26 protein-coding genes are annotated in these 25,572 nt (G+C 62.4%); 3 read left to right on the forward strand and 23 right to left on the reverse strand.

Annotated elements, in window-relative coordinates; all coding sequences use genetic code 11:
• Positions 1 to 23 precede the first annotated feature (23 nt).
• The 20 genes from AB4N41_RS10900 to AB4N41_RS10995 are packed head-to-tail and all read right to left on the reverse strand — an operon-like array spanning position 24 to position 18,127.
• Positions 24 to 1,250, reverse strand: a complete 1,227-nt coding sequence (locus tag AB4N41_RS10900; RefSeq protein WP_252877288.1) for a beta-ketoacyl-ACP synthase — start codon at positions 1,248 to 1,250, stop codon at positions 24 to 26.
• The gene (fabG, locus tag AB4N41_RS10905; RefSeq protein WP_041477582.1) at positions 1,250 to 1,978 is read right to left on the reverse strand and encodes a 3-oxoacyl-ACP reductase FabG; all 729 of its coding nucleotides are present in this window, start codon (positions 1,976 to 1,978) and stop codon (positions 1,250 to 1,252) included. The genes AB4N41_RS10900 and fabG overlap by 1 nt, the downstream gene beginning before the upstream one ends.
• The gene (locus tag AB4N41_RS10910) at positions 1,971 to 2,435 is read right to left on the reverse strand and encodes a hotdog family protein (protein WP_056787367.1); all 465 of its coding nucleotides are present in this window, start codon (positions 2,433 to 2,435) and stop codon (positions 1,971 to 1,973) included. The genes fabG and AB4N41_RS10910 overlap by 8 nt, the downstream gene beginning before the upstream one ends.
• Positions 2,432 to 3,628: a beta-ketoacyl-[acyl-carrier-protein] synthase family protein gene (locus AB4N41_RS10915; RefSeq protein WP_217851087.1), complete on the reverse strand. Its 1,197-nt coding sequence runs from the start codon at positions 3,626 to 3,628 to the stop codon at positions 2,432 to 2,434. Before AB4N41_RS10915 ends, AB4N41_RS10910 begins: the two co-directional genes overlap by 4 nt.
• Positions 3,625 to 4,236, reverse strand: a complete 612-nt coding sequence (locus AB4N41_RS10920) for a hypothetical protein (protein WP_252877289.1) — start codon at positions 4,234 to 4,236, stop codon at positions 3,625 to 3,627. Before AB4N41_RS10920 ends, AB4N41_RS10915 begins: the two co-directional genes overlap by 4 nt.
• On the reverse strand, positions 4,236 to 4,961 hold the full coding sequence (locus tag AB4N41_RS10925; protein WP_125925750.1) for a class I SAM-dependent methyltransferase: 726 nt from the start codon (positions 4,959 to 4,961) through the stop codon (positions 4,236 to 4,238). The genes AB4N41_RS10920 and AB4N41_RS10925 overlap by 1 nt, the downstream gene beginning before the upstream one ends.
• Positions 4,958 to 6,205, reverse strand: a complete 1,248-nt coding sequence (locus AB4N41_RS10930; RefSeq protein ID WP_252877290.1) for an NAD(P)/FAD-dependent oxidoreductase — start codon at positions 6,203 to 6,205, stop codon at positions 4,958 to 4,960. The genes AB4N41_RS10925 and AB4N41_RS10930 overlap by 4 nt, the downstream gene beginning before the upstream one ends.
• On the reverse strand, positions 6,192 to 7,355 hold the full coding sequence (locus AB4N41_RS10935; protein WP_252877291.1) for a cation:proton antiporter: 1,164 nt from the start codon (positions 7,353 to 7,355) through the stop codon (positions 6,192 to 6,194). The genes AB4N41_RS10930 and AB4N41_RS10935 overlap by 14 nt, the downstream gene beginning before the upstream one ends.
• Entirely contained in the window at positions 7,352 to 9,682 is a 2,331-nt protein-coding gene (locus tag AB4N41_RS10940) for an MMPL family transporter (protein ID WP_252877292.1), read from the reverse strand. The genes AB4N41_RS10935 and AB4N41_RS10940 overlap by 4 nt, the downstream gene beginning before the upstream one ends.
• A complete protein-coding gene (locus tag AB4N41_RS10945; protein WP_252877293.1) occupies positions 9,666 to 10,268 on the reverse strand; it encodes an outer membrane lipoprotein carrier protein LolA in 603 nt (200 codons plus the stop codon). Before AB4N41_RS10945 ends, AB4N41_RS10940 begins: the two co-directional genes overlap by 17 nt.
• Entirely contained in the window at positions 10,265 to 10,690 is a 426-nt protein-coding gene (locus tag AB4N41_RS10950) for an acyl-CoA thioesterase (protein ID WP_056787385.1), read from the reverse strand. The genes AB4N41_RS10945 and AB4N41_RS10950 overlap by 4 nt, the downstream gene beginning before the upstream one ends.
• Positions 10,683 to 12,227 (reverse strand): HAL/PAL/TAL family ammonia-lyase, encoded by a 1,545-nt coding sequence (locus AB4N41_RS10955; RefSeq protein ID WP_095181015.1) that lies wholly within the window; start codon positions 12,225 to 12,227, stop codon positions 10,683 to 10,685. Before AB4N41_RS10955 ends, AB4N41_RS10950 begins: the two co-directional genes overlap by 8 nt.
• The gene (locus AB4N41_RS10960; RefSeq protein WP_252877294.1) at positions 12,208 to 13,155 is read right to left on the reverse strand and encodes an LpxL/LpxP family acyltransferase; all 948 of its coding nucleotides are present in this window, start codon (positions 13,153 to 13,155) and stop codon (positions 12,208 to 12,210) included. Before AB4N41_RS10960 ends, AB4N41_RS10955 begins: the two co-directional genes overlap by 20 nt.
• Positions 13,152 to 13,886 (reverse strand): glycosyltransferase family 2 protein, encoded by a 735-nt coding sequence (locus AB4N41_RS10965; protein WP_252877295.1) that lies wholly within the window; start codon positions 13,884 to 13,886, stop codon positions 13,152 to 13,154. Before AB4N41_RS10965 ends, AB4N41_RS10960 begins: the two co-directional genes overlap by 4 nt.
• Entirely contained in the window at positions 13,879 to 15,558 is a 1,680-nt protein-coding gene (locus tag AB4N41_RS10970) for an acyl-CoA synthetase family protein (RefSeq protein ID WP_252877296.1), read from the reverse strand. The genes AB4N41_RS10965 and AB4N41_RS10970 overlap by 8 nt, the downstream gene beginning before the upstream one ends.
• Complete coding sequence (locus tag AB4N41_RS10975; protein ID WP_252877297.1) at positions 15,555 to 16,100, reverse strand: COG4648 family protein; 546 nt, start codon at positions 16,098 to 16,100, stop codon at positions 15,555 to 15,557. The genes AB4N41_RS10970 and AB4N41_RS10975 overlap by 4 nt, the downstream gene beginning before the upstream one ends.
• Entirely contained in the window at positions 16,097 to 16,351 is a 255-nt protein-coding gene (locus tag AB4N41_RS10980) for an acyl carrier protein (protein ID WP_056787400.1), read from the reverse strand. Before AB4N41_RS10980 ends, AB4N41_RS10975 begins: the two co-directional genes overlap by 4 nt.
• A gap of 9 nt (positions 16,352 to 16,360) precedes the next feature.
• Positions 16,361 to 16,636, reverse strand: coding sequence for a phosphopantetheine-binding protein (locus AB4N41_RS10985; RefSeq protein WP_095181011.1), 276 nt, complete (start codon positions 16,634 to 16,636; stop codon positions 16,361 to 16,363).
• The gene (locus tag AB4N41_RS10990) at positions 16,614 to 17,426 is read right to left on the reverse strand and encodes a lysophospholipid acyltransferase family protein (protein ID WP_041477597.1); all 813 of its coding nucleotides are present in this window, start codon (positions 17,424 to 17,426) and stop codon (positions 16,614 to 16,616) included. Before AB4N41_RS10990 ends, AB4N41_RS10985 begins: the two co-directional genes overlap by 23 nt.
• Positions 17,402 to 18,127 carry a beta-ketoacyl synthase chain length factor gene (locus tag AB4N41_RS10995; protein ID WP_041477598.1) on the reverse strand — a complete coding sequence of 242 codons (726 nt, stop codon included), beginning with the start codon at positions 18,125 to 18,127 and terminating at the stop codon, positions 17,402 to 17,404. The genes AB4N41_RS10990 and AB4N41_RS10995 overlap by 25 nt, the downstream gene beginning before the upstream one ends.
• A gap of 356 nt (positions 18,128 to 18,483) precedes the next feature.
• Between AB4N41_RS10995 and AB4N41_RS11000 the strand changes: the two genes are divergently transcribed.
• Positions 18,484 to 19,254, forward strand: coding sequence for a ParA family protein (locus AB4N41_RS11000; protein WP_056787407.1), 771 nt, complete (start codon positions 18,484 to 18,486; stop codon positions 19,252 to 19,254).
• Between the two features lie 130 nt (positions 19,255 to 19,384).
• On the opposite strand, the gene trxC is transcribed toward AB4N41_RS11000, so the two are convergent.
• Positions 19,385 to 19,819 (reverse strand): thioredoxin TrxC, encoded by a 435-nt coding sequence (trxC, locus tag AB4N41_RS11005; RefSeq protein ID WP_095181008.1) that lies wholly within the window; start codon positions 19,817 to 19,819, stop codon positions 19,385 to 19,387.
• Positions 19,820 to 20,055: 236 nt separating this feature from the next.
• Here trxC and mazE point away from each other — a divergent pair, with 236 nt between their 5' ends.
• Positions 20,056 to 20,325, forward strand: a complete 270-nt coding sequence (gene mazE / locus AB4N41_RS11010) for a type II toxin-antitoxin system antitoxin MazE (protein WP_008077592.1) — start codon at positions 20,056 to 20,058, stop codon at positions 20,323 to 20,325.
• Positions 20,325 to 20,687, forward strand: coding sequence for a type II toxin-antitoxin system toxin MazF (gene mazF, locus AB4N41_RS11015; protein ID WP_252877298.1), 363 nt, complete (start codon positions 20,325 to 20,327; stop codon positions 20,685 to 20,687). Before mazE ends, mazF begins: the two co-directional genes overlap by 1 nt.
• A gap of 5 nt (positions 20,688 to 20,692) precedes the next feature.
• Here mazF and selO read toward each other — a convergent pair whose 3' ends face one another.
• Positions 20,693 to 22,156, reverse strand: a complete 1,464-nt coding sequence (gene selO / locus AB4N41_RS11020; protein ID WP_252877299.1) for a protein adenylyltransferase SelO — start codon at positions 22,154 to 22,156, stop codon at positions 20,693 to 20,695.
• A 48-nt stretch (positions 22,157 to 22,204) separates the two neighbouring features.
• Entirely contained in the window at positions 22,205 to 25,558 is a 3,354-nt protein-coding gene (gene mscK / locus AB4N41_RS11025; RefSeq protein ID WP_252877300.1) for a mechanosensitive channel MscK, read from the reverse strand.
• Positions 25,559 to 25,572: the final 14 nt, after the last annotated feature.

The following is a 25,572-nucleotide window of genomic DNA, read 5'->3' on the forward strand; positions in this document are numbered from 1 at the left end:
CTCCTTGACCTGGATTGATTCGGTTATGCCCAGCGGCGGAAGATCAACGAAGTGTTGACGCCACCGAAAGCGAAGTTGTTGTTCATCACGTAATCGTGGTGCATCTGACGAAACTCGCCGCGCAGGTAATCGAGCTTGCCGCAGTGCGGGTCGACCTCGTCGAGGTTGAAGGTGTGCACGTAACGGTCGCTGTTGAGCATCTCGATGCTGAACCATGACTCCAGCGCACCGCAGGCACCGAGGGTGTGGCCGAGAAAGCTCTTTTGCGAGCTGATCGGCATGTGTTCGCCGAACAAGCCGCTGGTGGCCAACGTTTCGGCGATGTCGCCCTGTTCGGTCGCGGTGCCGTGGCCGTTCACATAGCCAATGGCGTCGGGGCGGAGGCCGGCATCTTCCAGGGCCAGCTCCATGGCGCGGCGCATGGTGACCTGTTCCGGGCGGGTGGTGTGCTGGCCGTCGGCGTTGCTGCCGAAACCGACGATTTCCGCGTGAATGTGCGCGCCACGGGCGAGGGCGTGTTCCAGCTCTTCAAGCACCAGCATGCCGCCGCCTTCGCCGATCACCAGACCGTCGCGGCCCTTGTCGTACGGGCGTGGGCTGGTCTGTGGTGCATCGTTTTTCAGGCTGGTGGCGTAGAGCGCGTCAAACACCATGGCTTCAGTCGGGCACAGTTCTTCGGCGCCGCCGGCGAGCATCAACGGCAGGCGGCCGAACTTGATTGCTTCGTAGGCGTAGCCGATGCCCTGGCTGCCGCTGGTGCAGGCGCTGGAGGTCGGGATCAGGCGGCCGGTGAGGCCGAAGAAAATGCTGATATTGGCGGCGGTGGTGTGCGGCATCATCCGCACGTAGGAGTTGGCGTTGAGCCCCTCGGCCACCGAGTTGAGCAGCATGTTGCCGAAGGCTTTGATCTCGTCAGTGCTACCGGTAGATGAACCACAAGCGACGCCCATGCGCCCGTCCTTGATCGATTCGTCACCGAGCAGGCCAGCATCGGCCAGAGCCTTTTCTGCTGCGCCGACCGCCAGTCGCGAAACCCGGCCCATGCTGCGCAACTGCTTGCGGGTCCAGTGCGACGGTACGAGAAAATCATCGATAGGCCCGGCCAGACGCGTGTTGAGCTCAGTGAAGCGATCCCACTCGTCCATCCGGCGAATGCCGCTGCGATTGGCCGCGAAATTGCCGGCAATGGTCGGCCAGTCGCTGCCCAGCGAGGTGATGCCGGCCATGCCGGTGACGACGACGCGCTTCATCAGCACAGGCCTCCGTTGACCGCCAGCACCTGGCGGGTGATGTACGAGGCTTCCGCCGACATCAGGAAATTCACCGCAGAGGCCACTTCTTCAGGGGTGCCCATGCGTTGCGCGGGGATCATTTTCATCAGTTCCTCCACCGGCACGTTTTCGTCGAGCATGGCCGTGTCGATCAGGCCAGGGGCGACGCAGTTAACCGTAATTTTGCGCTTGCCCAGCTCGATCGCCAACGCCTTTGCCGCACCGATCACCCCGGCCTTCGAGGCGCTGTAATTGACTTGGCCACGGTTGCCGATCAGGCCCGATACCGAGGTGATGCAGACGATGCGCCCGGCGGCGCGACGACGGATCATCGGCATCATCACCGGGTGCAGGACGTTGTAGAAACCGTCGAGGTTGGTGCGCAGGACCACGTCCCAATCGTCATCGCTCAGCGCCGGAAACGCGCCGTCGCGAGTCAGCCCGGCGTTGAGTACCACGCCGTAATAGGCGCCATGGTTTTCGACGTCGGCCTCGAGAATGCTTTTGCAGGTTTCACGGTCGGCGACGTCGAATTGCAGAATGCGTGCGCGGCGACCCAATGCTTCGATTTCGGCCTGCACCGCTTGGGCTTCGGTCATGCCGCTGCGGCAATGCAGGACGATGTCGTGCCCGGCTTGCGCCAGACGCAAGGCAATGGCGCGGCCGATGCCACGGCTGGAGCCGGTGACCAGTACGGATTCAGTCATCGTGCGACTCCTTTGTCTGTTGCAGATATTGGTTGGCATGCGGCGGACGGAACACGTTCAGCCGGGCGCTGGCATGAATGCCGTCACCGTGGATGTGACATTCGAATACGCCCATGCCGTTGTCGTCTTCCAGTGAGCGCAGGCCGTGGATGGTCAGCACGCTGCCAGGCGCAAAGGCTTCGACGTTGCACTCGAATTTGCGCGTGCCGAGGAGAAAGCCCAGCTCCGGCGGATTGCCTTTTTGCCGGGCGTGGCAACCGGCGAAAGCGGCGACGCTCTGCGCCATCAGCTCGACGCCGACCCACGCCGGCAGGCTGCCGTCGGGCAGGTTGAACAGGCCGTCGGGCTTGACCGTGAGGCGGGTGAAAATCTGCTCATCGTCGAAGCGCTCGATCGCGTCGATCAGAATCATGTCGCCGGCATGCGGCAGCAGTTCGGCGAGCGGCCAGTGGCTCATGGGGCGTCTCCGATAATCAGGCTGACGTTGTTGCCGCCGAAGGCAAACGAGTTGCTCATCAGGTAGCGCGGTGCAATGGACGTCAGGCGTTCGCTCGCGGTCACCCACTTGAGCGGCGGCAGCGCGGGATCGGCCTGGCCGTCCCAGATATGCGGCGGTAACGCCTGCTCAGGGTTGTCGGCACTCAGGCTCAGCCAGCAGAACGCCGCTTCCAGCGCGCCAGCCGCGCCGAGGGTGTGGCCGGTCAGCGGCTTGGTTGATGAGCAGGCGACGCCTTGGGGAAACAGCGCCGCGACCGCCAGACTTTCCATCGCGTCGTTGTGCTGGGTGGCGGTGCCGTGCAGGTTCAGGTAGTTGATTTGCCCGGCTTGCAGATGCGCGCGACCAAGGGCTTTTTGCATGGCTTGCAGGGCGCCGCGACCGCTCGGCTCCGGCGCGGAGATATGGTGCGCATCCGAGCTGGCGCCCGCACCCAGCAGGGCGATGCCCGGGCCTTCGTCGCGCTGTTTGCTCATCACGAACAGCACCGCTGCCTCGCCGATATTGATGCCGTTGCGGTTGGCGGAGAACGGATTGCAGCGCTCATCTGAAACGGCTTCCAGCGAAGAGAAACCGTTCAGCGTGAGCTTGCACAGACTGTCGACGCCGCCGCACAGCACCGCGTCGCACAGGCCCAGATCGAGCAGGCGCTGAGCGCTCATCAGCGCGCGGGCGCTGGAGGTACAGGCGGTGGAAATCACGTAGGCCGGGCCGCTCAGTTGCAGCCATTCGGCGAGAAAATTCGCCGGGGCGCCGAGTTCCTGTTGGCGATAGTCGTACTCGCGGGGAAATTGCTGTTCGCGGATGTAATGCGCCAGACCCCGGCTGGCCTCGTCGATGCCTGAGGTGCTGGTGCCGAGGACCACGCCTATGCGCTCGCGGCCGAAGGTCTGGATCGCACGATCGATGTCGTCTCGAATCTGCAGCGCGGCTTCCAGCAACAGCTGATTGTTGCGACTGCTGTGCTCGACCAGGTCCGCAGGGATCGCCGCCAATTCACCGTGTACGCCAGCCACAGGCAGTTCACGTTCGGCGACCCAGCCGGACTCGCGGCGCATCCCCGAACAGTCGCCGGCAAACAGATTGCGCGCGACTTCAGACTTGTCGCGGCCCAGGGCGCAGATCACGCCGAGGGCATTCAGGTAAGCGGTCATGGCGTCGATTCACCTAACTGGGAAACGCGATAGTGCGGGCCTTGAGGCAGATTCAATTGGAAGCTCAACGGTTGTGAATAACGGATGTTCCAGCGCGCCGGCAGTGAACGCTGATCGGCCTGTTGCCGGGCGTCGGGATAGTTGCGCAGCAGTTCGGCAGGAGGCGTCAGGGCGAACAGCAATGCGGCGAACAACTCCCGCGCTTCCGGATTCGGCGGCAGCAGACCGTCGGCCTGCCAGTGCCCGTCGATCAGTTGCTGGCGGGCCTGGGGAATGCCCAGTGGATCCATCATCGACCAACGCGTGCCGGCGCCTTCGCGCTGGATCACCAGCAGCCAGTCCTGACGCTGCCCGGCCTGCTCGCGCTCGATGTGCAGTTGCAGCGGCAGGGGCAACGTCGGGTCGGCCGCTGGTAGCGGTGGCTGGCTGGCGCAGGCACTGAGCAGCAGGGCTGACAAAACGATCACCAGCCATGCAGCAAACCCTGTGGGAGCGAGCCTGCTCGCGAATGCCATCTGACATTCGCCACTTTGGCTGACTGATACACCGCTTTCGCGAGCAGGCTCGCTCCCACAGGGTTTCAGGTGTTCAGATCGATAGCCGTACATCAGACAGATTCCTGCAATGGCTTGCGCGCGACGACATTCACCAGCGTCTCTTCGCGCTCACCGAATGGCTTGGGTTTGCTCAACCCCAACCGCTCCAGCAAACCAAAATCCTTCGACCGGCTCCACCACAGATACGGGTAGGACACATTGCGCTCGGCAAACTCGAAGCCCTGCTCGCGGATCATCTGCAGGTAGCCGGCGGCGCTCTTCTGCACATGCATCGGATGGCGGAACAGCCAGCGAATCACCCAGGTATCAATGTAAGCCTCGGTGGATTCGGCGAACAGCAGATAGCCGCCTGGCTTGAGCACGCGATAGAACTCGGCCAAGGCCTTTTCCTGCTCGACCAGATGATGGAAGGTCTGGTGGCAGAACAGCAGGTCGACGCTGGCATCGGCGACGTTGAGCGTGGCGCAATCGCTGCCGATCAACTCGACTGGCATGCCCAGGCGGGTGGCCTCTTCGGCGCTGAGTTGCAAACTGTGCGGGTCGGCGTCGACGCCGATCAGTCGCTGCGGGGCGAAGGTCTGACGCAGGTGGCCGAAGGACTTGCCCTGACCGCAACCGGCGTCGAGCAGCACCGGGTGTTCCGGCAGCGGCTCACTGAATAATCCACGCAAATCGTTGATCGCCACGCGCAGCACATGGTGCTGCCAGGTGTGGCTGCGCAAGAACCAGAGACCGAAGCGGGTTTCCTCGACGTAACTGTCGCTCAAGTAATTCATGAGGCGTCCTGCGCGCAGAGTTGGGAAATCATCTTCAGCCGGCGCCGCGCTTCACTGACGAACGGGTTGCGCTCGTCCCAGGCGTAACCGGCGAGGATCGAGCAGATCATCCGGCGAATTTCCGCTTGGCTGTCCTCATAGAAAATCACGTCCTGGAAGGTGCCGGCGTACCAGCCTTCGACGTAGCAACGGAAGGTATCGACGCCGCGTTTCAACGGTTCGGCAAATTCGCTTTGCCAGTCCACCGTTTCACCCTGCAACTGACGGTGCAGCACGCCGGCAGCCATGCTCGCCGAACGCATGGCGATGGTCACGCCGGAGGAGAACACCGGGTCGAGGAATTCTGCGGCGTTGCCCAGCAGCGCAAAGCCCGGGCCGTGCAGGGTTTTCACGTTGGCCGCATAGCCGCCGAGGGTGCGCGCCGGGGTGTCCCAGACCGCGTTGTTCAGAACCGCGGCGAGGCTTGGCGTCTCGGCGATAAAACTGCGCAGGCAGGCATCGAGGTCGCTGTCGCGGCCCTGGAAATGTTCCTCAGCCGCGACCACGCCCACCGAGCAGCGGCCGTTGCTGAAGGGGATGGTCCAGAACCACACATCGCGATGCTCGGGATGGGTGGTGACGAGGATCTTTTCACGGTCGAACGCCGGGTTGTCGATGTGATCTTCGACATGGGTGAACACGGCCTGACGCACCGGGAAATTCGAAGGTGCTTCGAGGTCAAGCAAGCGCGACAGCACGCGGCCGTAGCCGCTGGCGTCCAGGACGAAATCGGCTTCGACGCGGTACTCGCTGCCATCTTCGCGGCGCACATCGAGTTGTGGTTTCGCCTGATCGAAATCGACGCTGACAATCGCATCGCCATAACGGATTTCCGCACCTTGCAATGCTGCTTGATCGGCCAGCAACTTGTCGAAATCGGCGCGCTGCACCTGGAACGTGGTCGGCTTGCCGGCGGTGAAAGTGTCGCCAAAATCGAAAGCGCTGTAGCGCTCGCCCCAGGCAAACGCCGCGCCGGTCTTGCGCTGGAACCCGGCGGCGTTGACGGCGTCGAGCATGCCGGCTTCTTCGACGAAATCCAGGCAGTGGCTGAGCAGGCTTTCGCCGATGGAGAAGCGTGGGAAGTGCTGGCGCTCGAGCACCAGCACATCGTGGCCCTTACGCTTGAGCAGGGCAGCGGCGATAGCACCGGACGGGCCGGCACCGATGATCACGACCTGACGGGATTCCATTTCAACGATTGGCACGTGAGCTCCGGGGCAGAGGACTGTTCAGATTCAGGGGCGCGCGATGCAGGCCGATCAGGGCCGGCAGCAGCGTCGCGATCAGGCCCATCAGCATCAGCGCGAAATACAGCGCCGGGGTGATGAGCTGTTGTTGCAACAACAGATTGAGAAAGACGATTTCGCTCAGGCCGCGAATGTTCAGCAGTACGCTTTCGCGCCAGCGGCTGGCACCCGCGAACGAGGCTCCAGCCCAACCGAGGCCGAGCCAGTTGCCGAGCAGTTTACTGGCAATCGGCAACAGCAGCAGCGCCGCCCATTGCCCGGCGTCGAGGCTGGCGAGGGCGCTGTGCACGTCGATCTGGACGATGCCGAACGTGAGGATCAGCGGGATTGCGATCCACGTCTGCAAACGGCTCATCCAGCGTGCCGGCAACGGCAGCACCAACGGCACTTTCAGCAGCGCCATGCACAGCAGATAGCCGATGCCGAAAATCAGCGCGTTGAGTTTGTAATGCTCGGCCATGACCAGCAACGCGAAGAAGCCGAGGCTGTAAGTCAGCGGGCGACGCACGCGCAGCAGGTGCAAAAGCAGCGGCACGCCGGCCATGGCCACGGGCAGCAACAGGCTGCTCAGGTACAGGCTGCCCTGGGCGAGGCCGAACAGCGTCCAGCAGGTCAGATCGATAAGGATCGCTGTTTGCACCAGACGCCGCGTGGCAGCGGGCGGGTAATCGATGTGACGCAGATACAGGTACAACACCGGGATCGCGGTAATCGCGAAGACCAGTCCGATGGCCAATGCGTTGAGCCACGGCTGCGACGGCAGCAACCAGTACGCAACCGCCAGCCCGCAAGCGAACGGCACAGCGAAACTCGGTATAGCGATTTTCACGCTCTGGCGATCCAGACGCAGATCGATGACATCGCTGAGGATATGCCCGAGCAGCAAGGCGAAGCTCAGGCTGTAGAGGTTTTTCAGCCAGTCCGGGGCGATCAGTTGTGCGCCGCTGAGCTGCCAGCCCGGCTCGATCCAGAAATACATCAGCAACGGCAAACCGAAGCTCGCCAGCAGCAACTGACTGACGATCGGAATCAGGCCGAAGTGACGGCCGACACGAGTCGCCAGCGCAAACAGCGCCAAGGCCAGCAACCAGAAGCCGAAGACCATCATGCCGCTGGCTCCGCAACCGGTTCATGGCGCCCGGCCCACGGCGCGAGCATGAAGCTGAACGCCAGGCCGAGGCTCACCGACAGGCCGAAATTACTCACCGCCGGGGTGCTGGACACCGCTAGCAGGCCGAACGACAGCCACGTCGTCACTGCTGCAAGCAAGGTGCCGAGCAGGCTCACCGCCGCGCCGCCCACCTGTTCGCGCATGAGGATTGCATAGTCGACACTGATCGCCGTCACCAACAGCAGGCCGAACAGGCTGAACAGGGTCAGCGGCTGACCGAGCCAGCCAAGGCTGGCCAGACTGCACAGCGCCGCCAGCAGCGGCAGGGCGACGATACGCAGGGCGCCGGTCAGGCCGAACGGCAGGATCAGCACCAGCACGATCAACACGCAGGAGGCCAGTTTCAGTTCGGCGGCGCTGATCTGCGTGGCGGCGAACACCTTGTTCAGATCACCGAGGCGATCGACCAGCACCACCCCCGGCAAATCGAGCGCCTGCACGCGCAACAACGACGGATTGTTCAAGCCCTGCAAACTGGTCATCGCTGCGACGCCGTCTTCAGTCGGTCCAAGCCACAGTGTCCGATACGGCTCACCGAGCGGGCCGGCCAGCGCGGCGTCGATGTCTTCGGCGGGCAGGGTCTGCAACTGCTGCAATTCATTTTGCAACGCAGCCACCGGCACGCCCAGATCGAGCAGCGGTTGCCAGAACGACGGCAGCTTGTTCAGTGATTCGCGCACTTGCTGTTGCTGGCTCGGCGCACTGACCAGTTGATCGAGGGCCAGATAGCCTTGCAGCTTGTCGAGGTTGACCAGTTGCTGCAGGCGCTCGCTCAGCGCTGCCTGGCGCTCGAGCAATTGCTCCTGATTGGCCGCGCGGATCAGGAAGAACTGGCTCGTCGGTTGATACCCGGTGATGCGCGCGATGGTCTGCGCTTCGTCGGTCAGCTGTTGTGGCGCGCCGACCCATTGGCGGATGTCGTTCTTGCTCTGCAACTGCATCAAGCCGCCGATGCAGAAGGCGATCAGCAGCGCCAGCAGCGCGGGCGTGCGAATGCAACCGAGCAGCGCCTCACGCAGATGAATCAGCAGTTCGGCCAGGCGCAGCGGCCATTGCGCCGGGCGCAGTTGAACATTTTTCAGCAGCGCCGGCAGCAGGCAGACCGCCGACAGATAGGCACCGAGCAAGCCGGCGGCGGAGAACACGGCGATCTGCGTCAGCGCCGGGAACGGTGTCCAGGCCAGCGCCAGATAGCCGATAACGCTGGTGATCAGGCTCAGGGTCAGCCCCGGCAAGGTCAGGCGCAGGGCCGGCCAACTGCGCCACGGCTTGAGACTCCAGCTTTTGGACAGATAGTGCAGCGGGTAATCGACGGCGACGCCGATCAGACTCGAACCGAGCACCAGCGTCATCACATGCATGTGGCCGAACAGCGCCACGCAGGCCACCGCGCCGAACAGCATGCCGACCAGCACCGGAACAAATGCCAGCAGCACGCCCCAGCGGCGAAACGCCAACAGCAGCAACAGCAGAATGCCGACCGCCGCACCACCGCCGACCCAGGTCATTTCGCGGGTGGCTTGTTGCTGGCCGTTGGCGGCGTAGAGCAGGCCACTGGCGGCGAGCAACTGCACGTCGCCTTTCGCCGCCTGTTCGCGGCTGTGCTGGAGCAGCTCTGCCACTTGCAGCGGCAGGTTCATGTCGAAGGCATTGCCGGTGGAGCGCGCACGCAGCATCACCCAGCTCTTGCCGTCGGCATCGGCGACCAGTGCGCCGCTGCCGATGTCCAGTTGCACCGCGCCGTGTTTCGGCTGGCTGTTCTGGATGCGCCCGGTCAGGCCGAGCCAGTCGTCCTGGCTCGGCACCAGGGTGAAGCCGTTGAACGGATCGAACAGCGCCTGTACTCGCTGCTGGATGAACGCGTCGGGGTGCTTGCTGAGTAGCTGCCGATCATCCGCCGAGAGCATCGCAAGGCGTCCTTGCAGCAATTGCTTGCGCAGCGCCGGCAAGTCGGCTTGCAGGTTCCACTGCACGGTTTCGAACAGACCGCTGGCCTGCCATTGTTCGCCCAGTTGTTGGGCCATGGTCAGCGCTTGCTGGCGATCGGCGTGGCCGACCAGCACCAGCATTTCGCGATTGAGCGGTTCTTGCATGCGCTGTTCGGCGCGCAACTCCAGCGCGTCTGGATTGGTCCCGGGTACCAGCTCCATGAGATTGGCCGACAGCGGCGCACCGTCGCGCCACTGCCAGGCAGCCAGCGCGACGACGGCCAGCAGCAGGCTCAGAAACAGCCAGGGCAGCTTGCGTTCACTCGGCAAAGTCATGTTGCTCCGCTTCGCTCAAGGGTTGCTCGGCCGTGCTGTCCTGCATGCGTAGCAGTGTGCTGTCGCCTTGGGTTTCCAGCAGTTCGATGGTTTGCACCAGAGTACCGCCGTCGATATTGATCTGCTGGAACACTTGCTTGAGCAGCATCGAGCGCGGCGTCAGAGTCAGTTGCCACTGCTGCGCCGTGCCGCTCAGGGCCAGTTCGAAATCGCGCTGCAAACCGCTGCTGTCACCTTGCAGCACGGCGAGGAACAAACGGTTCTGCTCGGCACCGGCGCTCTTGTTCGGCAGCAGTTGCCAGCCATTGGTGTCACGGCGGGCGATGCCATTGGCGGTGATGCGGTAATCCTGTTGCAGCGGGGTTTTCAACAGCCACAGCAGGCCATGATTTTTCGCGAGGACGAAGCTGCCCTTGCTGATCAGCGGCTGCGGCAGGGCGCGCAGGTGTTTTTCCTGAGTGAACTGGCCGTGGATAACATCCGGTTTCGCCAGTTGTTCACTGAGTTGTTGCAGGTCGAAGGCATTGGCCCATGACGACACGGCCAGCAGCGCCAACGCGCCAAGGCTTTTGAACAACACATTCATCGCAGCATCCTTTCCACGGCATCGGTGAAGACTTTGGGTGAGGCCAGTTGCATCTCGCGGCTGCTGACTTCGACGGCGACCTGCACGGAGCTTGCGCGGGTCAGGCGTTCGCCGGTCTGCAGGTCGCTGATCAGATAATTGATCTTCAGACGGTTTTCCCACTCGATCAGGCTGGCGCGCACGTTCAGCCGTTGGCCGAACACCGCGCTGCGCACGTAGCGCAATTGCAGATCGATGATCGGCCAGGCGTAACCCGACTCGACCATGTGCGTGTAGTTGTGGCCGATCTTGTCCAGCAACGCGCAGCGCGCCACTTCGAGGTATTTGACGTAATGGCCGTGCCAGACCACGTGCATGGTGTCGACGTCGAAAAACGGCACGAGAATCTCGGTATCGGCGTGAAGCACTCCGGCACTACGCATGCAGCCTCCAGTGTTGCGCGGCGATGCGTTGCAGGCACAGGCGCAGTTCGCCTTCCAGGGCGCGGTCTTCGATGACCGGCGGGAAGTCCTTGCCCAGCTCTTCGTGCATCGCTGCCAGTGCCGGCGGCAGCGGGCGCGCATCGGCGGCTTGAGCGCGCAGCCACACGCCCTGATTGGCGGCGAGCAGCGTGGCGGCGGCGACCTGTTCGGTCAGCTCCAGCACGCGAATCGCATCACGGGCGGCGATGGTGCCCATGCTCACCTTGTCCTGGTTGTGGCACTCGGTGGAGCGCGAGAACACGCTGGCCGGCATGGTGTTTTTCAGTGCTTCGGCGGTCCAGGCGCTGGTGCCGATCTGCACGGCTTTGAAGCCGTGATTGATCATGGCCCGATCGGCTGGCGCGCCGGAGAGGTTGCTTGGCAAGCCGTGGTTGTAGCGCTCGTCGACCAGCAACGCCAATTGCCGATCGAGCAGATCGGCGACGTTGGCCACGAGGTTTTTCAGGCTGTCCATAGCGAACGCAATGTGCCCGCCGTAGAAGTGCCCGCCATGCAGAACGCGCTCGGCTTCGGCATCGATGATCGGGTTGTCGTTGGCGCTGTTCAGCTCGGTTTCGATGAAGCCGCGCAGCCAGTTCAGGCTGTCGGCCAGCACGCCGAGCACATGCGGCGCGCAACGCAGCGAATAACGATCCTGCAGACGATGCAGTGGCGCGGTCGGCGCGTCGATCGCCAGATCCTTGCGCAGCCACGCGGCGACCTGCATCTGCCCCGGGTGCGGTTTGGCGGCGAACAGGCGTTCGTCGAAGTGCTCCGGGTTGCCTTGCAGCGCGACGACATTGAGCGCGGTGATGCGCGTGGCCAGTTGCAGCAGGTAATCGGCGCGGGCGAAAGCGAGACAGGCGAGGCCGGTCATCACCGCTGTGCCGTTCATTAGCGCCAGCGCCTCTTTCGGGCGCAGCACCAGCGGCGTCCAGCCTAGCTCGCGATGCACGTCGGCAGCCTGACGACGTTCGCCACGGAACAGCACTTCGCGCTCGCCGGACAGGGTTGCGGCGACATAGGACAGCGGCGTCAGATCGCCGCTGGCACCCACCGAACCTTCTTCGGGAATCAGCGGCAGGATGTCGTATTCGAGAAACGCGTGCAGACGCTCGAGCAGTTCGACGCGCACCCCGGAAACGCCGTGGCACAACGACTGCAAACGCGCTGCCAGCACCGCGCGGGTCGCCTGCGCGTCGAGCAGTTTGCCCAGGCCGCAACCATGAAAGGTGTAGAGATGACGCGGCAGCGCCTCGACGTGATGCAGCGGCACCGCGACCACGCAGGAATCGCCGTAACCGGTGGTGACGCCGTAGATCACACCTTCCTTGTCCAGCAGCGAATCGAGAAACCGCGCGCCCTTGGCGATGCGCTCGCGATAGTCGGCGTCAGCCTGCAACTGCACGGGCGCCTGACGGTTGGCCAGGGCCAGCACGTCTTCGATGCGCAAAGGGCGTTCGCCGAAGGTTACCGGCTCATGGGTTGGCGTCGTCATCGGTCTTCCAGAAAGGGTAAAAGTTGAACCATTGCTGCGGGGCTTCGAGGCAATAGTGACTCAGGCGCTGCGCGTAGCGGGTGGCCCACTGATGAATGACCTGCTCGCGTTCGCGGCGTGTCCACACCACCGCGTCGGCGAACGGTTCGAGATTCAGGCGATAGTGGCCGTCGGGTTGCTTGAGGCACATCAGCAGATTGACCGGGCACTTGAGCAGGCCGGCCAGCAACCACGGGCCTTGCGGAAATGGCGCCGGGTGGCCGAGAAAATCCACCGTCACGCTGCGCCCGCCGTGCAGTGGCACGCGGTCACCGGCAATCGCCAGCCACTCGCCGCGTTCCAGCCGTTCATGCAGTTGCAGCATGATCACCGGGTCGAGTTCGCTGACCTGAATCAGGCGCAGATTGGTCGCCCCGGCCTCGCCGAGCAGGCGGTTGAACTGTTCGGCGTGCTTGGTGTGCACCAGCACGTTCATGGTGACCTTTTCGCCGATCTCCGCCAGCGCCCGGCACACTTCGAGATTGCCCAGATGCGCGCCGACCAGCAGTTGCCCGCGACTGCCGCGCAACTGCTTGCGCAGCAGCGCCGGGTCGATGATTTCGATCTGCTCGATGCTCAGCTTGCCGTTCCACACGTCGAGCTTGTCGAGCAGCGAATCGGCAAAGGTCATGAACTGGCCAAACACCCGCCAGTGGCTCGGGCGCAGGTCGTCGCGCCGGCTCCACTCAGCCAGCCGCTGCTGGTACTGCCAGGCACTGCGCCGGGCGACGCGGCCGAAGAGGAAAAAATACAGGACGATGCCGTACAGCAACGGGCTGAGCAGGCGCCGGCCGAGGACTTTGGCGGCGAACGCGGTGAATTTCATCAGCAGGAAACTTCCGCGCTCTTCGCGGTCGGCCCAGTGCTTCTTGTCGACTTCTTCGCTCATGGTTTCCACCGCCGCCAGAGGATCACCGGCCAACGCAGCAACATGCCGAAGAACAGCCGCGTGTGCATGCTGGAAATCAGCGCGTTGTCGTGGAACAGGCGGAAGTGCGACACGCCGTCCAGCGGGTAATGCACGCTGGTCTGCAGCCAGCGCATCGGCTGATTGCGCCAGGCCAGCCGCACAAGAATGTCCGAGTCGAAATCCATGCGCTTGCCGACCTTCGCCGAGTCGATCACGGCCAGAGTCGGCGCCAGCGGATAAACACGGAAGCCGCACATCGAATCGCGAATCTGCAACGACAGGGTGTTGATCCAGACCATCACGTGGGTCAGGTAGCGTGCGTACAAACGCCCTTTCGGCACGCTCTCGTCGAACAGCGGATAGCCACAGATCATCGCCTCGGGATGGGCGCGGGATTCGCCGACGAAGCGCGCGACGTCGTGCAAATCGTGCTGGCCGTCGGCATCGACCTGCAAGGCATGGCTGTAACCCAGACGCGAGGCTTCACGCAGACCGGTCATCACCGCGCCGCCCTTGCCCTGATTGGCCGTCAGGCGCACCAGGAAAACCCTGTCGCGCGCGGCCAGGGCGTCGAGCACCCGCGCGCAGGACGGCTCGCTGGCATCGTCCACCAGAATGCACGGCAGACCTTGTGCGAGCAGGGCATCGACCACGGTGGTGATCGCGGTTTCGTGGTTGTACACCGGGATTACGGCGCAGGGGTTATGCATGGGCAGGCCCCATGAGAATGCGTCCGCTGGAACAGGTCGCCGTGTCGTTGCGATAAGCGAAATACAACTTGCCGCGCTCGGCATCGAAACGCAGATGCAGCTGGATTTCATCACCCGGGCGCACCAGTTGCTGAAACTTCAGCACCTCCATTCCCGCGAACCCGCCATCCAGCTTCAGCAACTGCCGACCCAGATTCAGCGCCCATTCCACCTGCACCACACCGGGCAACACCGGTGCCTTGGGAAAATGCCCGCTGAAGTAGGCCAGATCCGGCGGCACGCTGAGTTGCAGGCTCCACTCGCCGTCGCTTTCGCTTTGCTCCAGCACTTCGGGGGCTTTGGGTCGCGCGGCCAGCAGCAATGCTCCGACGTCGGCTTGCGCCAGTTTGCCCTGGCTGTTCAACGGCATCTGCCGCAGCAGGCGCCAGCGTCGGGGCAGGGCGAGGGCTTCGCAATGCTGGCTCAAATGTTTGCGCAGGGTCTCGGTCAGGCCACGGCGGCCGTGCTCGCGCAGGGCGAACAGACCCGATTCGCTGAGCACCAGCAGCGCGCCGAGCGAGGCGCGGTTTTCCTGGACCACACCGAGCCGCGCCTCGGCGACCCAGTCATGGGCTACCAATGCCTGCTCGAGCATCGGCAGCGAGATGCGTTTTTCTTCCAGTTTGACGATGCGGTCCAGTCGCCCCAGCAGTTCGAAGCGACCATCGGTGGCAATGCGTGCGGCGTCGGCGCTGTGTTCGACGTGACCGGCAGGCAGGTAAGGCGAGGCGATCAACAGGGCACCGTCGCTGTCCTGGCTCAGTTCGACGCCAGCAAACGGCCGCCACAACGAATCGCCCTGACGCCAGGCGATGCCGCCAGTTTCTGAGCTGCCGAGGATTTCCGTCGGCCATTGCTGCAAGCGCTGTTGCAGACTTTGCGCCGCTTCCGACGGCAACGCGCCCCCGGAGGAAAACACCCGGCGCACCGCGCTCAGGGCCGGCCAGTCGAGGTTGTCGCCCATGCGCTTGAGCAGCGCCGGGCTGGCGACCCAGGCGAAGGCCGGGTATTCGCGGCTGGCGCGCTGCAAGTCTTCGGAGAACGCCAGTTGCCGGCGCACGAACGGGCGCCCGGCGCACAATGGCCACAACACGCGAAACAGCAGGCCATAGATGTGTTGCGTGGCGACACTGCCGATGATGCAGGCTTCACCGAGGTCTGCGCCCCACAACTGTTCCAGCGCTTCGACCTCGTTGGCCAATTGGCGCAGGGTCTTGTCGATGCGCTTGGGCTCGCCGCTGGAGCCGGAAGTGCACAGGCTCAGGCGGCATTGATCGAGATCCAGTTGTGCTCCGGGCAGGCCGGGCTGAGTGAAGTCGTCCAGCTGTGCATCGCCTGATTGATCGGTCAGCCATAGATCGACTTCCTGCGACCAGCGCTGACGCGTCTGCGCTTGCAGATCCGCCGGCAGCAACACGCTGACGCCGGCACGCCACGCGCCGAGCAGGGCGATGGCGAGGTCGGCGGCATCTTCCAGATGCACGGCCAGCCTTTTCACGCCTTGGCTTTGCAGACCCGCGGCGACGCTCAGGGCCTGCGCTCGCAGTTGCGTGTGATCGAGTGCCGGCGCCTGGCAGATCGCCCGTGCCGGCAGTGCCTTGAGCAACAGCTGCTCAAGTTTTATCCAATTCATGTACGGCCTCTTACCCGTTGTCGTATCAGCCATTCAATGGCAAACATCAGGCCGATCAATCCGTAGGAGATCAGGCCGGTGTACAACATCCACCAATCCAGCGGCGCCCACAGGGTGAGGAGGGCGGCGCACAAACCGTTGCAGAAGAAAAACACGCTCCAGGCCAGCGTGACCTTGCGTGTGTAGCGAACGGCAACCTCCGGCAGCTCCGGCTCACGCAAGCGAGCCAGACGCTCGACCATCGGCGGGCCGAATTTCAGGCTTGCGCCGAACAGCACCAGCATCAATGCGCTGATCAGCACCGGGTACCAGCGCAGCAGCTGCGGGCTGTCGAACACCGCCAGCAGCAGGCAGAACACCATCGCCACGCACGCCATCCACAGGCTGCCAGGCTTGCGTTCGCCGGTCAGGGCCCGCGCCAGCCACAGGCTGCCCAACAGCAGCGCAAATTGCCACGGGGCGAAATGCTCCATGCCGAAATACACCGCAAAGGGGTACAGCAGACCGGCCAGCAGCAGGCCCAGGCCGATCAGTCGGCTCATGCGGCCGGTTGAACCAGACGGAACACCGCCTCGACCACGTCACCGACGGTGCGCACCGATTTGAACTCTTCGGCGGCGATTTTCTTGCCGGTCTGGCGTTTGATGTGATCGATCAGGTCGACCGCATCGATGCTGTCGATTTCCAGATCCTGATACAGATTGGACTCTAGGTTCACACGGGCCGGATCCAGCTCGAACAGCTCGACCAGGGCATCGCGCAGGGTGTTGAAAATATCGTCACGAGTTTGCATGGTCCGGTCTCAAGCTGCCTTTTTTGCCGTGACGAACGCCGCAAGGCTGGCCACGTTGGTGAAATGGTTGCGGGTGTCCTTGGCATCGGCGTCGATCTTGATGCCGTATTTTTTCTGGATCGCCAGGCCCAGTTCCAGCGCGTCCACAGAGTCCAGGCCGAGGCCTTCGCCAAACAATGTCTGCTCGTCGCCGATGTCCTCGGGGCTGATGTCTTCCAGGCCCAAGGCGTCGATAATCAGCAGTTTGATGTCACGCACCAGGCTAGCGGTGTTCAGTTCGCTCATCTGCGGCGAGCTCCTTAATGAAATAGTCATGCAAATAATCGTTGAGCTTGCGCGAGGCCTGCGGTGCGGGGCCTTGCGCGGCGAAGGTCTGTGGGTCTATATCGGCCCCTACGCGAAAACTGAAGTGCACGCGGCGATGGGGGATGCGATACCACGGCTCGGCTTTGGTCAGGGTGGTCGGGCTGACCTTGATGATCACCGGGGTAACGATTTTCGCACCGCGCAGGGCAATTGCCGCCGCCCCCCGATGAAAGGCCGGCGCCTGCCCCGGCTGGGTGCGGGTGCCTTCGGGGAAAATGATCAGGGTCTGGCCGTCCTGCAATGACTGCGCGGCGGCGTCGAGCATGTCCATGCTGCCGTCGTTGCTGATGTACTCGGTGCGGCGCAGCGGGCCACGGGTGAACGGGTTTTCCCAGAGGGTTTTTTTCACCACGCAATTGGCGTGGCGCACCAGACCGATGAGAAACACCACATCGATCAGCGACGGGTGGTTGGCAATGATCATCTGCCCCGGTCGGCCAAGGCGCTCGGCACCCTCGATGTCGTAGGTGAGCACGCCGGTGCGGGCCATGAAACGCACGAAAAACCAGAACAAGCGACTGACCGTACGCCGCGCGCGCAGGCGATGGACCAGCGCGTCACCGGGCAGGCAGCCGAGCAGCGGAAATACCAGCAGGCGCAGACACAGCCCGCCGAGCCCGAACAAGGCGAAGCTCGCAGCAGTGGCCAGCAGGCGCCAGTAGTAGGCGTCGCGGTGTTTGGCGGTCACGGGTTGCGATGCCAGGTCCATACACGATTTTTCCACGCATGTTGGCAGTCAGGTTGCTGGCCGAGCAGGGTTCGCAGCAGGTTGAGCGCGTGCGGCCAGTGCGCCTTTGACCGGGTTTCGGTGCTGCTGTTCAGGGTCAGCCGCCAGTCGGTACCGGGCGTGAGCAACAAGCCCAGCGCATAAGGGAACGGCACATCATCGACCCACTGCGAATACGCCTCGGGCGGCTGCTCTTCGGTGATCACCAGCAGCACCGCCGGGGCGCCTTCATCAAGCAGTGCCGCTGCTTCGAGCATGCCGTGTTCGAGGCCGTCGCCAGCAGCGGCGAGGGCGGTCATTTCGCTGGTTTCACCGCGCATGATCGACCACAAACCGATGATCGCGTTATGCACCGACAGGCTGAATTGGGTCGGCGACAAGGGCTGCTCGGTGGCCAGATCGCGGAGGATTTCAAACGTGCGGGGGGTTTCGCCGTGCCGCGAGACGAACACCAGCGGCAGGTTGTCCCGCCCGTCGGCCAGCGGCCAGCCAACGCTGAAGGCCATCCGCGCCAGCCTGCTGAGGCGGCGGCGCTGCATGGCCGGCAGAAACGACACATCGGGCGCGGCATCACTGCTCTGCAGCACGACCGGTTGTCGGCTCCAGGCCTGCCAGGCGTCCACGCTGTCGAGCCCCGGGGCCCACGCGCGCCATTGGGCGATGTTGAAGTTGATCACGGACATTCATCCCGCCCCTGCGGGCTTTCGTTGACGCGTTGAGTCGCCAGCGCCGCAGCAGGCTTGGCTTGGCGCAGGGCGCCGGGTGGCGCGCATTATCCCGGTGCGACGGGTGTGTAGCAAATGTTGGTTACATTTTGCCCAACAAAATGTACCGAGCGGTTCGCTGCATGGCTATCACTTGGCCATTATCCGGATTTGACGCGGCGTGTCTGTCAGGTGTCTCCGTAATGGCTGGCGGTTTTTTCCATGCCTGGGCGTCGATTTTTACACCTGACGACGTAGTCCATGTCCGTGAAGGTAGCGAAGCGCGGTCACCGCCAACTACACTCGGTCATTCTTTGATACACGGAGGTTTGGTCATGCGGCGCGTGGTGTTCAATCAGAAAGGTGGCGTGGGCAAATCCAGCATCGCCTGCAATCTGGCGGCGGTCAGCGCCAGCGAGGGTTATCGCACGTTGTTGGTTGACCTCGATGCCCAGGCCAATTCCACTCAGTATCTGACCGGGCTCACCGGCGACGATATCCCGATGGGTATCGCTGACTTCTTCAAACAGACCCTGTCCTCCGGGCCGTTCTCGAAAAAGAATCAGGCGGACATCTACGAAACGCCGTTCGACAACCTGCACATCATTACCGCCACCGCCGAGCTGGCCGACCTGCAGCCCAAGCTCGAGGCGAAACACAAGATCAACAAGCTGCGCAAGTTGCTGGACGAATTGTCCGAGGATTACGACCGGATCTATCTCGACACCCCGCCTGCACTGAATTTCTACGCGGTATCGGCGCTGATTGCCGCGGATCGAGTGTTGATCCCCTTTGACTGCGACAGCTTTTCACGTCAGGCCCTGTATGGACTGATCGCCGAGATCGAAGAGTTGAAGGATGACCACAACGAAGGATTGGAAGTCGAAGGCATCGTGGTCAATCAGTTTCAGGCGCGGGCCAGCCTGCCACAGCAGATGCTCGATGAGTTGATCGCCGAAGGCTTGCCGGTACTGCCGGTGTACCTGAGCAGTTCGGTGCGCATGCGCGAGTCGCACCAGGCCAGCATGCCGCTGATCCACCTCGATCCACGGCACAAGCTCACGCAGCAGTTCGTTGAACTGCACAATCTGCTGGAAGGCCACTGATTCCCCGACTCACACGCAAATCCTGTGGGAGCGAGCCTGCTCGCGAAGAGGCCGGCACATTCAACATCGGCGCTGAATGATCGACCGCCTTCGCGAGCAGGCTCGCTCCCACAGGGGGATCTGTGCTGGATCAGATGCCTTGGCTACGCAGCCACGCCATCAACTGCGGCAATGGCAACGCACCGCTCTGTCGCGCCACTTCCCTGCCGTTTTTAAACAGAATCAGACTCGGAATCGAGCGAATCCCCAACTGCGCCGACAATTGCTGGTTCGCTTCGCTGTCGAGCTTGGCCAGCCGGCACTTGCCTGCCAGCTGCGCCGCAGCCTGTTCGAACACCGGCGCAAACGATTTGCACGGCCCGCACCAGTCCGCCCAGACATCCACCAGTAACGGCAGATCGCCCTTGATCTGACTGGCGTAATCGCCTTGCTTGAGTTCGAAAGGCTTGCTCAGCAGTACCGCAGATTTGCAGCGTCCGCACTTGGGTTGATCGGCGAGACGCTCGGCTGGAATGCGGTTGACGCCATTGCAGGAGGGGCAGGGGATGAGGAGTGGGGTGGTCATGATTGGTTCTCTGATAGGCAGTCTATAGAACTGATTTGGAGTCGATCTGCCAACTTATCAATGTCGCAACTGCTCACATTTTTCTCAAAACAGTTCCGGGATCGATGGCTAGTCTGAAGACCAATTCGGCGTTTTACGCTTGTCGTGAGGAGATCGCTTTGTCTTTATCCGCGTGCTACTTTTGTTGCACTAATCCAGGAATCGATGATTCCTATGCATCAAATCGGAGCGACATAATGTCCGTAACTTCCAAGATACGCCGCCAAGGCGGCGCTGCCGTCATTACGATTCCGCCCACGCTTTTAAAGTTGTTGCATCTGGAGGTTGGCGCACAGCTAGAGCTGAATGTGGTCGATGGCGAACTGATTGCTCGTCCAGCCGTAGCCGCTACGCGTAAGCGTTATAGTTTGTCAGAGCTACTCGAAGGCGCAGAAGAATTGCAGAAACTTAACGCCCAGACTAGCGAGACCCTTGAAGGTGATTCTGTCGGCCGGGAGCTGGGTTGATGGTGCGCCGACAGCCCCCTCAGCGGGGTGACGTTTACTGGATTGATCCAAACCCAGTGGCGGGGCGGGAGATGATGAACAGACATCGCTTTGTGGTGATCACGCCCAGAGAGATCAACGCATTGGGCGTGAGCATGACGGTGCCTATTACTAGCGGTGGGAATTTCAGCCGGTATATGGGTTTGGCGGTCGCCATTACTGGCCACGAAACCAATGGTGTAGCGGTGTGTAATCAGGTTCGCAGTTTTGACATAGAACAACGGGTACGAGACGGCACGGCCAAATTCATCGAGCGACTGGATGACGTGACAATGTCTGACATCGTCGACCGTGTAATCAGTGCAATCGACCCGCTAAGCTGAAGCGCCTACGAAGAACAACTGATCTCCAAATGCTTTCCCCACTCCGGTGGCCGCTCGGCGTAACCCTCCATCCCCGGCTGCTCCTCAAACGGTTTGCTCAGCACCGCATGCAGTCGGCGTACCTCGGCATAATCCCCTTGTTCCGCCGCATCAATAGCCTTTTGCGCCAGATAATTGCGCAGGATGTACAGCGGATTGACTGCATGCATCCGTGCGCGGCGTTGTGCCTGATCGGCATTGCCGTCGCGGCCGACCCGGGCGACGTAGCGTTTGCCCCAGGCATCGAAACCTTTGATATCGACAAAATCGTCGCGCAGGCGGGCGATGGCCTGTTCGGCTGACTCTTCACCGAGGCGGCGGAAGAATAGCGTGTAGTCGACGCCGCTGTTCTGCATCAGTTGCAGCAGGTTTTCCAGCAGTTGCTGATCGTCGTCCTCGGCGGTGGTGAAGCCGAAGCGGCGGCGCATCAGGTCGAGGTAGTGCGCCTGGAACAGCGGCAGGTACAAGCCGAGGGTTTCGCGCAGGGCCTCGACGCTGATGAACGGCGTCAGCGCCTGGGCGAGCGCGCTGAGGTTCCACTGGCCCACCGGCACCTGATTGCTGAACGAGTAGCGACCCTGATCATCGGAGTGATTGCAGATGAAATGCGCGTCGAAGTCATCGAGGAAGGCGAACGGGCCGAAGTCGAAGGTGATGCCGAGGATCGACATGTTGTCGGTGTTCATCACGCCGTGACAGAAGCCGTAGGCCTGCCACTTGGCGATCAGCTCGGCGTTGCGCTCGACGATCTCGCGAAACATCGCCAGATACGGTTCCGGTTGTTCCAGACACTCGGGAAAGTGCATCGCCAGCACATGCTCGCCAAGCTGTTTCTGCTGCTCGGGGCGCTTGGTGTAGTAGAAATATTCGAAGTGGCCGAAGCGGATATGGCTCGGCGCCAGACGCAGCACCATCGCCGCGCGTTCCTGCTTTTCCCGCCAGACCGGCGTGTCGGAGCCGATCACGCAGGCTGCCCGCGAAGATGGAATGTTCAGCGCAAACAGCGCCTCGGAGGCGAGAAACTCGCGAATCGATGAGCGCAGCACCGCGCGGCCATCGCCCATGCGTGAAAACGGCGTCTGCCCGGCGCCTTTGAGGTGCAAGTCCCAATGCTCGCCAGCGTTGTTGTACACCTCACCCAGCAGCAGGCCGCGCCCGTCACCCAGTTGCGGGGTATAACCGCCGAACTGATGCCCGGAATACACCATCGCCCGTGGCTCGGCATCGGCCCACAGCTTGTGGCCGCCAAACAGTTGCGCAAATTCTTCGGTTTCGGCGCTGGCCGGATCAAGATCCAACAGAGCCAGGGCGGCCGGGCTGGCGACCACCAGACGCGGATTGTCGATCGGTTCGGGCAGCACGTGCGCGGAGAACGCGTCGCCCAGGCGGGCGAAGCGATTGTCGAAAGTCAGTTCGTCGAGGGCTTTCACGGGCCGGCTCCAGCAGAATGTCCGAGCATTCTGCTGGGACCATGTCGGTTAGTCGAGTTTGCTCGGTGGCGGTTCCGGCAACGGTTTCTGCCCGTCGACGACCGGCACGATGGTTTTGTTCTCGGGTTCCACAGGCACCATCTTGTATTCCTGGCCGTGCAGGTTCTTCAGATAAACCTCCATCTGCCGGAACGAGATGTTGATGTGTTGCTTCTTGAACTCGCGATTGATGAAGCGGTTGACCTCATCCAGCACCGGGTTGCGGTCACCGAGATCGCGCACATGCATGCGCAGTTCGTGGTCGAGGGTGCTTTCGCCGAAGTTGAGGAAGTACACATGTGGCTCCGGTTCTTTGAGCACACGCGGGTTCTCCCGGGCCGCTTTGAGCAGCAGTTCCTTGACCAGGTCCAGATCCGAGCCGTAATCGACGCCCAGTTTCAACGTGACGCGGGTGATGGTGTCGGTCAGCGACCAGTTGATCAGTTGCCCGGTGATGAACGTCTTGTTCGGGACAATGATGTCCTTGCGGTCGAAGTCGGTGATGGTTGTGGCGCGGATGCGGATCTTGCTCACCGTACCCGAGAGGTTGCCGATGGTGATGGTGTCGCCGATCCGCACCGGGCGTTCGAAGAGGATCATGATGCCGGAGATGAAGTTGGCGAAGATCTCCTGCATACCGAAACCGAGGCCCACCGACAGCGCTGCCACCAGCCATTGCAATTTGTCCCAACTGACGCCGAGGGTCGACAGGGTGGTGACAAAACCAACGCCAGCAATCACGTAGGACAGCAGCGTCGTTGTCGCATACGCACTGCCCTGGGCCAGGTTGAGCTTGGACAGCACGAACACTTCGAGCAGGCCGGGCAAGTTGCGCGCCAGGGCGAAGGTGATGCCGATGATGATCAGCGCGCCGAGCATGTCGCCGATGCTGATCGGCACCATGCTCATGTTGGCGCCGGTGCCGCTGGTGTATTCGTAAAGGGTGATGTTGTCCAGATACGAGAACACCGAAATCAGGTCCGACCAGACCCAGTACAGCGCCGCAATGAAGCCGCCGAGCAGGGCCAAGCGGATCAGACGCAGGGACTGTTCGTTGACCTTTTCGATGTCCAGGGTCGGCTCTTCGATCACCGCTTCGCCGTCGCCGGCCTCTTTTGCCGCCTGCCGCTTGGCCAGCGCGCGCTGGTAAGCCAGACGCCGCGCGGCAACGCTCAGGCCTCGTACGAAGGTGGCCTCGATCACCAGCCAGAACATCAACAGGTACAGGGTATTGATCAAGCGGTCGCTGAGTTTCAGTGCGGTGTAGTAGTAGCCGAAGCACACCGCGACAAACAGGGCGATCGGCAGCAGGGTGAACATCACTCCGACGGCTTTGCGGAACAGCGAAGCGTTCTGGTGCGTCGGGCTGCTGATCAGCAGGCGACTGAGTAGCCATGCCATCAAGGCGTAGCAGGTCAGTACCACCGGCATGCCGAGCACGTCATCGGCCAGCGCCGCCGGTTGCAACTCGGCGACGGCCACCACGGCCACCAGCGCCATGACCACAAGGCCCAATCGACGTACCCAGCCCTGAAGGAACTCGACCTGCGGTTTTTCCCAGCGGAAGTGCAATTCCGCCACGCCACCCGGCGCAAGAATCCGGTACGCGGTGTAGAACACCAGCCAGGCCTGGCCCATCTGCAACAGCGCCGCGCCCATGTTGGCGTTCTGCCCGCGCGCGTCAATCTGCAGGGCCAGACCGCACAGCGCCAGACCCAACGCCACCGGCATCGCCAACAGAATGTTGATCAGAATCGCCTGCGGCGTGTGCCACTGGCTATCGCGCTTGAAGTGGCCGATGTCCTGGTGAACCTTGTTGAGTCTTCCGTACAGCGCTTTGCGTCGCCACAACAGGGCGCCGATCAGCAGCGCCAATGGCAGAAACAGCAATGGCCGCTGGGTCAGGCCGTCAGTCAGTTCGCTCAGACTCGACGCCCAGGGCAGGGTGTTGACCTGTCGCTCGAGACGCTCGGGCACGCCGCGCATCCATTCCACGTCCAGCGGCTTGTTGCTGGGGATCCAGAACATCTGTTCGTCGAGGGTCGCGCGCAGGCTTTGCGCGGTGCTCAGCAATTGTTTCTGGTTGAGCTGCAGGGTGATCGATTCATTGAGCATCGCGCTCAATTCGCGGTTCAGGCGCTCGAGCAGATCAGCACGGGTGTTGGCCAGATCGAGCAGGCTTTTGCGCAGTTGCGGGGTGACCTGCTCTGGCGGCTGCGTGGCCAGCAGATTGTCGACATAGGTCGCCGGATTGCTCAACAGCTCCCGCTGCTGGCTGACATCGAACTGATACAGGCGAATATCGGCAATCTGGTCGGCGAGGTCGCGGTCGACCTTCAAGTGCGGCAGCGCCTGCTTCTGTTTGTAGAGAATTTTCGACAGCAGCAGGCTGCCCTTGAGCACGCTGATCTGTTCGTCCAGTGCCGAATCGCTCTGGGTCAGGGTGTCGAGTTGCTGTTTGGTCTGCAGGTTCTGCTGCGTGACTTCGTTGAGACGGTCGGTGCTCTTGAGCAAATAGTCGGAAAGCTTGAGATTGGTCGCGCTCTCGCTCGCCAGCAGGCTGCTGCCGCCGGCCTTCTGTGCTTCGATCGATTGCTGGGTAACGGTTTCCTGCGACTGCGCCAGACGCTTCTGGTTGATCAGGGTTTGCAGTTCCTGGATCTCGCGGTCGAGGCGATCGGATTTCTCCGAGAGCAAGTCATGCTGAGCGTTGCCCAGATCCTGCAACTGGGTGTTGCCTGCCAGTTCCTGGCGGCGCAATGGAATCAGTGCATTGAGTGCGGCCAGTTCGGCGTTCAACTGGTCGCGCTGTTCGGCGGTGACCGTTTTGCCCGTGTCCTTGCCGGATTTGAGGATGGTGTTGATCTGCTGGATGCGCGTCTGGCTGGCGGAAATCTCCGCCTGCGCACGCTCGGGGCGAGTCTGCGCGGTGATGATCAGACTGTTGGCTTCGGCCAGGGCTTTTTGCAGATCGCTTTGCTGGGTCGAGCGATCGGTGAGGATCTGCTCCAGTTGCTGGATCGACTCTTTCGGAAAACGTTGCGCTACCGGCACCGGTGCGGTGGCCTTGAGGCGGCTCAGTTCGCGGGTATTTTCAATCGTCTGCTTCGGCGCGTTGGCCAGCTGACGCTTGAGATCGATCAGCTTCTGCTCGTAATCACGCTGGTTGTTCAGTTGATTGAGGGTGTTCTGCAGGACGGTCTGCAGGGTCTTCTTGTCGGCGTCCGGCAGTTTGCTGTCAGCCAGCTTGTCGAGGCTGGCCTGCACGGCATCGCTGGACGGTGGTTCGGCAGCATGCAGCGGGCCGACGACAAGACTGAGGCCCAGCAGGGCCGCGGCGAAAAAGGAGCGCAGGGTAGGCATAGAGACCGGTCAAG

This window comes from Pseudomonas sp. S2_A10 (genome assembly GCF_054668465.1).

What these genes read in the sequence shown, in the direction of transcription:
- AB4N41_RS10900 (WP_252877288.1), bottom strand. Translation starts at nt 1,250, where the DNA reads ATGAAGCGCGTCGTCGTCACCGGCATGGCCGGCATCACCTCGCTGGGC.
- AB4N41_RS10920 (WP_252877289.1), bottom strand. Translation starts at nt 4,236, where the DNA reads ATGTACGGCTATCGATCTGAACACCTGAAACCCTGTGGGAGCGAGCCT.
- trxC (WP_095181008.1), bottom strand. Translation starts at nt 19,819, where the DNA reads ATGACCACCCCACTCCTCATCCCCTGCCCCTCCTGCAATGGCGTCAAC.
- AB4N41_RS10995 (WP_041477598.1), bottom strand. Translation starts at nt 18,127, where the DNA reads ATGTCCGTGATCAACTTCAACATCGCCCAATGGCGCGCGTGGGCCCCG.
- AB4N41_RS10985 (WP_095181011.1), bottom strand. Translation starts at nt 16,636, where the DNA reads ATGAGCGAACTGAACACCGCTAGCCTGGTGCGTGACATCAAACTGCTG.
- AB4N41_RS10975 (WP_252877297.1), bottom strand. Translation starts at nt 16,100, where the DNA reads ATGAGCCGACTGATCGGCCTGGGCCTGCTGCTGGCCGGTCTGCTGTAC.
- AB4N41_RS10965 (WP_252877295.1), bottom strand. Translation starts at nt 13,886, where the DNA reads ATGCATAACCCCTGCGCCGTAATCCCGGTGTACAACCACGAAACCGCG.
- AB4N41_RS10955 (WP_095181015.1), bottom strand. Translation starts at nt 12,227, where the DNA reads ATGACGACGCCAACCCATGAGCCGGTAACCTTCGGCGAACGCCCTTTG.
- AB4N41_RS10970 (WP_252877296.1), bottom strand. Translation starts at nt 15,558, where the DNA reads ATGAATTGGATAAAACTTGAGCAGCTGTTGCTCAAGGCACTGCCGGCA.
- AB4N41_RS10925 (WP_125925750.1), bottom strand. Translation starts at nt 4,961, where the DNA reads ATGAATTACTTGAGCGACAGTTACGTCGAGGAAACCCGCTTCGGTCTC.
- mazE (WP_008077592.1), top strand. Translation starts at nt 20,056, where the DNA reads ATGTCCGTAACTTCCAAGATACGCCGCCAAGGCGGCGCTGCCGTCATT.
- AB4N41_RS10935 (WP_252877291.1), bottom strand. Translation starts at nt 7,355, where the DNA reads ATGATGGTCTTCGGCTTCTGGTTGCTGGCCTTGGCGCTGTTTGCGCTG.
- AB4N41_RS10945 (WP_252877293.1), bottom strand. Translation starts at nt 10,268, where the DNA reads ATGAATGTGTTGTTCAAAAGCCTTGGCGCGTTGGCGCTGCTGGCCGTG.
- AB4N41_RS11000 (WP_056787407.1), top strand. Translation starts at nt 18,484, where the DNA reads ATGCGGCGCGTGGTGTTCAATCAGAAAGGTGGCGTGGGCAAATCCAGC.
- AB4N41_RS10960 (WP_252877294.1), bottom strand. Translation starts at nt 13,155, where the DNA reads ATGAGCGAAGAAGTCGACAAGAAGCACTGGGCCGACCGCGAAGAGCGC.
- AB4N41_RS10915 (WP_217851087.1), bottom strand. Translation starts at nt 3,628, where the DNA reads ATGACCGCTTACCTGAATGCCCTCGGCGTGATCTGCGCCCTGGGCCGC.
- AB4N41_RS10990 (WP_041477597.1), bottom strand. Translation starts at nt 17,426, where the DNA reads ATGGACCTGGCATCGCAACCCGTGACCGCCAAACACCGCGACGCCTAC.
- AB4N41_RS10980 (WP_056787400.1), bottom strand. Translation starts at nt 16,351, where the DNA reads ATGCAAACTCGTGACGATATTTTCAACACCCTGCGCGATGCCCTGGTC.
- AB4N41_RS10940 (WP_252877292.1), bottom strand. Translation starts at nt 9,682, where the DNA reads ATGACTTTGCCGAGTGAACGCAAGCTGCCCTGGCTGTTTCTGAGCCTG.
- AB4N41_RS10950 (WP_056787385.1), bottom strand. Translation starts at nt 10,690, where the DNA reads ATGCGTAGTGCCGGAGTGCTTCACGCCGATACCGAGATTCTCGTGCCG.
- fabG (WP_041477582.1), bottom strand. Translation starts at nt 1,978, where the DNA reads ATGACTGAATCCGTACTGGTCACCGGCTCCAGCCGTGGCATCGGCCGC.
- AB4N41_RS10910 (WP_056787367.1), bottom strand. Translation starts at nt 2,435, where the DNA reads ATGAGCCACTGGCCGCTCGCCGAACTGCTGCCGCATGCCGGCGACATG.
- mazF (WP_252877298.1), top strand. Translation starts at nt 20,325, where the DNA reads ATGGTGCGCCGACAGCCCCCTCAGCGGGGTGACGTTTACTGGATTGAT.
- mscK (WP_252877300.1), bottom strand. Translation starts at nt 25,558, where the DNA reads ATGCCTACCCTGCGCTCCTTTTTCGCCGCGGCCCTGCTGGGCCTCAGT.